This window comes from Actinosynnema sp. (assembly GCF_052038725.1).
Genome location: NZ_JBQGCX010000164.1, coordinates 1 through 5,632, shown reverse-complemented (window position 1 = coordinate 5,632; position 5,632 = coordinate 1). Strand labels below are relative to the sequence as shown.

The 5,632-nt window shown below is 75.2% G+C and carries 4 protein-coding genes; all 4 read right to left on the bottom strand.

Annotated features, from left to right (window positions below; translation table 11 throughout):
- Positions 1 to 175: 175 nt before the first annotated feature.
- The gene (locus ACTUAL_RS03115) at positions 176 to 1,246 is read right to left on the bottom strand and encodes an amidohydrolase family protein (RefSeq protein ID WP_177154434.1); all 1,071 of its coding nucleotides are present in this window, start codon (positions 1,244 to 1,246) and stop codon (positions 176 to 178) included.
- Positions 1,243 to 2,799: a signal recognition particle protein gene (gene ffh / locus ACTUAL_RS03110; protein WP_440899204.1), complete on the bottom strand. Its 1,557-nt coding sequence runs from the start codon at positions 2,797 to 2,799 to the stop codon at positions 1,243 to 1,245. Before ffh ends, ACTUAL_RS03115 begins: the two co-directional genes overlap by 4 nt.
- 282 nt (positions 2,800 to 3,081) lie before the next feature.
- Positions 3,082 to 3,621 (bottom strand): AAA family ATPase, encoded by a 540-nt coding sequence (locus tag ACTUAL_RS03105; protein ID WP_440899203.1) that lies wholly within the window; start codon positions 3,619 to 3,621, stop codon positions 3,082 to 3,084.
- A 466-nt stretch (positions 3,622 to 4,087) separates the two neighbouring features.
- Positions 4,088 to 5,632, bottom strand: a 1,545-nt coding sequence (locus ACTUAL_RS03100) for a [protein-PII] uridylyltransferase (RefSeq protein WP_440899202.1), incomplete at its 5' end; no start/stop codon positions are given.

Sequence of the window (5,632 nt, the reverse complement as noted above, 5' to 3'; positions counted from 1 at the left end):
GCAGCGGCCGAGCAGCGGGTAGCTGCCCGCAGCCTCCTCCCCCCCTGCGGTGCGCGCTTGGAACGGTTGCGCGGCACGGTGTTCGCGGGGTGTGGTGAGCCCTCAGCCCTCGTCACCCGGTGGGTGGGTGGGTGACGGGGCGGCGGGTTTCACCATTTCGTGCGAGCGGGACCGGTCAGAGGACGCGGCCCCGGAGCATGACCACGCTCGGGTGCCGCAGGACGGACAGGTCCTGCCTGGGGTCGGTCGGGTAGACGACGACGTCGGCCGCCGCGCCCTCCACGAGGGACGGGAAGCCGAGCCACTCGCGGGCGGCCCACGAGGCGGCCCCGATGGCCCGCTCGGCGGTCATGCCCGCGTTCCGCAGCGCGGCGATCTCGTCGGCGATGCGGCCGTGCGCGATGCCGCCGCCCGCGTCGGTGCCCGCGTAGACCGGGACGCCCGCCTCGATCGCCTTGCCGACGGTGTCGCGGTTGCGCGCGTGCAGGGCGAGCATGTGCCGCTGGTACGCCGGGTACCGGTCCGCTCCCGCCGCGATCGCCGGGAACGTCTCGATGTTGATCAGCGTGGGCACCAGGGCCGTGCCGCGCGCGGCCATCAGCGCGATGGTCTCGTCGGTCAGGCCGGTGCCGTGCTCGACGCAGTCGATCCCCGCGGCGAGCAGGCCAGGCAGGGCGTCCTCGCCGAACACGTGGGCGGTGACGCGCGCCTTGGCCTCGTGGGCTACGGCGATCGCCTCGGCGAGCACCTCGTCCGGCCACAGCGGGGCGAGGTCGCCGGTCTCCCGGTCGATCCAGTCGCCGACGAGCTTGACCCAGCCGTCCCCGTCCGCCGCCTGCTCGGCGACGATCGCGGGCAGCTCCGCCGGGTCCTGGACCTCGACGCCGATGTGCCGCAGGTACCGCTTGGGCCGGGCGACGTGCCTGCCCGCGCGGATGATCCTGGGCAGGTCGAGCCGCTCCTGCAGCGGCCGGGTGTCCACCGGGGACCCGGCGTCGCGCAGCAGCAGCGCGCCCGAGGCCCGGTCGGCCACGGCCTGCTCGACCGCCTCGTCCAGCTCGACCGCGCCCCTCGGGCCGAGGCCGACGTGGCAGTGCGCGTCGACCAGGCCCGGCACGAGGTAGCCGCCGTCCACGACGGTCCGCGCGCCGGGCACCGGGGCGGTCCGCACGCGCCCGTTGACCACCCAGAGGTCGCGCGGCTCGCTCTCCGGGAGGACGACGCCGCGCAGGTGCAGACCGCTCACTTGCCGAACTTCAGCTTGGTCGGGTCGACGCCGGGGGGCAGCTCGTTCATGCCGCCGCCGAGGCCGGGCGGGAGCTGACCGGGGGGCATCCCCGGCATCCCGCCGGGCATCCCACCGGGGAACATGCCGGGCATGCCGGGGAAGCCGCCGCGCACCTTCGGCGGCGTCGGGCCGCGCCCGCCCTTGCCCTTCTTGCCCTTCTTGCCCTTGGCGTTCTTGCGGTTGTTCTTGCCGCCCGCGCCGGGCAGGCCGAAGCGGCCCGCCATCTGCGACATCATCTTGCGGGCGTCGAAGAACCGGGTCACGAGGTCGTTGACGTCGCTGACCCGCACGCCGGAGCCGTTGGCGATGCGCAGCCGCCGCGAGGCGTTGATGATCTTCGGGTCGTCCCGCTCGGCGGGGGTCATGCCCCGGATGATCGCCTGCACGCGGTCGAGGTGCTTCTCGTCCAGCATCGCGAGCTGGTCCTTCATCTGACCCGCGCCGGGCAGCATCCCCAGCAGGTTCGCGATGGGGCCCATCTTGCGGATCGCGAGCATCTGCTCCAGGAAGTCCTCCAGCGTGAGCTGGCCGGACCCCATCTTCACGGCGGCGGCCTCGGCGCGCTCGGCGTCGAAGGCCTGCTCGGCGTGCTCGATGAGGGTCAGCACGTCGCCCATGCCGAGGATGCGGCTGGCCATCCGGTCGGGGTGGAAGACGTCGAAGTCCTCCAGCTTCTCCCCGTTGGAGGCGAACAGGATCGGCTGGCCGGTGACCTCGCGGACGCTCAGCGCCGCGCCGCCCCGCGCGTCGCCGTCGAGCTTGGTGAGCACGACGCCGGTGAAGCCGACGCCCTCGCTGAAGGCGGTCGCGGTGTTGACCGCGTCCTGGCCGATCATGGCGTCGACGACGAACAGGACCTCGTCGGGGTTCACGGCGGCGCGGATGTCCGCGGCCTGCCGCATCATCTCCTCGTCGACGCCGAGGCGACCGGCGGTGTCGACGACGACGATGTCGTGCTGCGCCCGCTTGGCCTCCTCGATGCCGCGCTTGGCGACGTCGACCGGGTTCCCCACGCCGTTGCCCGGCTCGGGGGCGAACACCGAGACGCCCGCGCGCTCGCCGACGACCTGGAGCTGGGTGACCGCGTTGGGGCGCTGGAGGTCGCAGGCGACCAGCAGCGGGGTGTGGCCCTGGCCGCGCAGCCACTTGGCGAGCTTGCCCGCCAGGGTGGTCTTACCGGCGCCCTGGAGGCCCGCGAGCATGATCACCGAGGGCGGGTTCTTCGCCAGGTTGATCCGGCGGGTCTCGCCGCCGAGGATCGCGACGAGCTCCTCGTTGACGATCTTGATGACCTGCTGGGCCGGGTTCAGCGCCTGGGAGACCTCCGCGCCCTTGGCGCGCTCCTTCACCTTCGCGATGAAGGCGCGCACGACGGGCAGCGCGACGTCGGCCTCCAGCAGCGCCACCCGGATCTCCCGCGCGGTGGCGTCGATGTCGGCGTCGGAGAGCCGCCCCTTGCCCCGCAGGTTCTGCAGGACCGAGGTGAGCCGGTCGGAAAGGGTGTTGAACACGGTGCCGCCAGACCTCGCACGTCGTCGGATGATCACGGGCCGCGTCGACCCCCGTCGGGCGCGGGACCGGGCGGCGATTGCCTTCCCGCCAGAGTAGCCGCACCGGGACGCGGGCATGTCACGGACGGTCGCGGGTCCTCGCGCGGCGGCGGGGGAAAAGCGGTGGTCGGGCGGCCGGACGGCGCAGCGGGGGTGGTTCGGGAGGCGGCGGGCGGGGCGGTCGGGAGCTTGCGCGCGTCGGCGGCGGGCGGGTCAGCCGCCCGCCGGGTCGGGGCGGGCCGCTCAGCCGGTCACCGCGAGGCGCAGGCGGTCCGCCCTGGTCAGCCTGGTGAGGGCGCGCCAGCCGCGCGGCGGGCGCTCCTCGGTGAAGCGGGCGCGGAAGGCCTCGGCCCTGCGGACGTGCCTGGCGAACGAGTGGTGCCTGATCACCCGGCCGCGCCTGACCTGCCCGCTGAACGCCTCGTCCGGGCTGGCGTCGAGCCACAGGAAGTGCCTCGGCCGCCCGGACAGCGCGCCAACCACGACCAGCGCGGCCCGCGTGGTGGCGCGCGTGGCGGGCTCGTGCACCAGCAGCAGGCCGGGCGAGGCGAGTGCGTGCCAGAGCACCCTGGTCCGGTGCGCCAGGTGGACCAGCGGCCGGTACCAGCGGTACGGCAGCCCGGTGGGGAGCGCGGCGCGCAGCGCCGCCGGGACCTGGTCCGAGTCGAGCACGACGGTGGGCTCGCCACCCGTGTCGACGGTGGCCAGGAGGGTCGACTTGCCCGCGCCCGGCAGTCCGGCCAGCACGATGAGCGAGCGCGGCGCCACGGCGACGGTGGTCATCGTTTCCATGCTAAACAGACGTTTCGGACACCGGATAGTTCCCCCGTCGAATGGTGTCGCCACCCACAGCGCGCGGCGGGCAACCCTGGGCGACCCCGCCGCGCGGGGCGCCCGACCTGGGCCGACCCGGTCGGGGACGAGCCGCGACCGGCGTGGTTCACCCACCCCCCTGGTGGCAGAACTACGCACTCCGATCGCGCCCGCTCCCCGCGCCCACCCGCGCAAGGGGTAACCCGTCCGAGCGATGACCACTCCCCGTGCGGGGACCTCCGGGCGGTCGGTCCGGGAGCGCCAACCGCGCCGGAGGCCTGGTGGCCCGAGCCGACCCAACCCCTCGGTGGACCGAACCGGGCCCCGGTTCGCGGCGCCCGGTGTCCCCCCTGGCGCCACACCGCAGAGCCTGCCGTTCGGCGGACCGCGGGGGCAGCGTGACCTCCCCCGATCGGGTGTACGTAGTGCTACGCACTCACCCTGAGGAAGCCAGCACAGCGCGCTCCACCGCGATCCGGTCCACATCCCCGGACGCGGAGGTGACGGCGAACGAGTCCACGACCGTCCCGCCAAGCGTCGCCACCCGCGCCCACCGCACGTCCAACCCGCACCGCTCCAGCGCGTCCGCGACCCGGTGCAGCAGCCCGATCCGGTCCGCCGCCCGCAGCTCCAGCACCACCGACCCGGTCGACTCGTCGTCGAACCACAGCACCCGCGCGGGCGGCGGGTCCAGCGGCGGGCCGCCGTAGTCGCGCTCCTTGGCGGCCAGCTTCTCGGCCAGCGGCAGCGACCCGTCGACCGCGCGCGCGAACTGCTCGCGCAGCAGCGCCACGTCCGGCAGCGACCCGAACCTCGGCGACACGGTGAACACCTGCACCCCGGTGCCCTCGTGCGAGGCCACCACGGCGGCGTGCACCTCCAGCGAGTTGAGCGCCAGCACGCCCGCCGCCCTGGACAGCAGCCCCGGCCGGTCCGGCGCGGCCACCGACACCGTCGCGACCTGCCCGGACGCCTCCAGCAGCACGTCCGGCCGCCCCGACGCGGTGACGGAGACGGCCAGCTCGCGCTGCCGCTCGTCCAGCGGCTCCGGCGCGGGCAGCGGGTCGCCCGCCATGGCCGCGCGGCAGCGCGCCACCAGGTCCCGCACCAGCGACGCCTTCCAGTCCGACCACACGCCGGGCCCGGTCGCCACCGAGTCGCACTCGGCGAGCGCGTGCAGCAGCTCCAGCAGCACCGGGTCGCCGCCGAGGGTGTCGACGACGCGCCGCACGGTCGCCTCGTCCTCCACGTTCCGCCGGGTCGCGGTGTGCGGCAGCAGCAGGTGGTGCCGGACCATCGCGGTCAGCACCTCCACGTCGTTCGGCCACAGCCCGAGCCGCTCGCCGATCTGGGTGGCCAGCGCGGCGCCGACCTCGGAGTGGTCGGCCTGCCTGCCCTTGCCGATGTCGTGCACCAGCGTCCCCAGCAGCAGCAGGTCCGGCCGGGACACCCTGGTGACGAGCTTGGCCGCGTGCGCGGTGGCCTGCACCAGGTGCCGGTCGACGGTCCAGGTGTGCGCGGCGTCGCGGGGCGGCAGGTCGCGGACCGCGCCCCACTCCGGGAACAGCCTGCCCCACAGCCCGGTGCGGTCCAGCGCCTCCACCACGTCGACCAGACCGGGTCCGGCGCCGAGCAGCGCGAGCAGCTCGTCGCGGGCCTCGCGCGGCCACGGCTGGCGCAGCTCCGGCGCGGAGTCGGCGAGCCGGGACAGGGTGCCCGCGGCGATGGGGTGCTTGGAGCGCGCGGCGGCGGTGGCCACGCGCAGCAGCAGCGCCGGGTCCCTGGTGGGCGAGGCGTCGCGGGCCAGCGCCACCTCGGAGCCGTGCAGCACGACGCCCTCGTCCAGCGGCTTGCGGACGGGCGCGCGGCGCAGCGGCGAGCGGGCGAACACGCCGAGGCCCCGGCGGGGCGCGGCGGCGCGGGCGGCGCGCGTGGCGACGTCGACCGCGTAGACGATGGTGCGCGCGGCCGAGGACAGCGC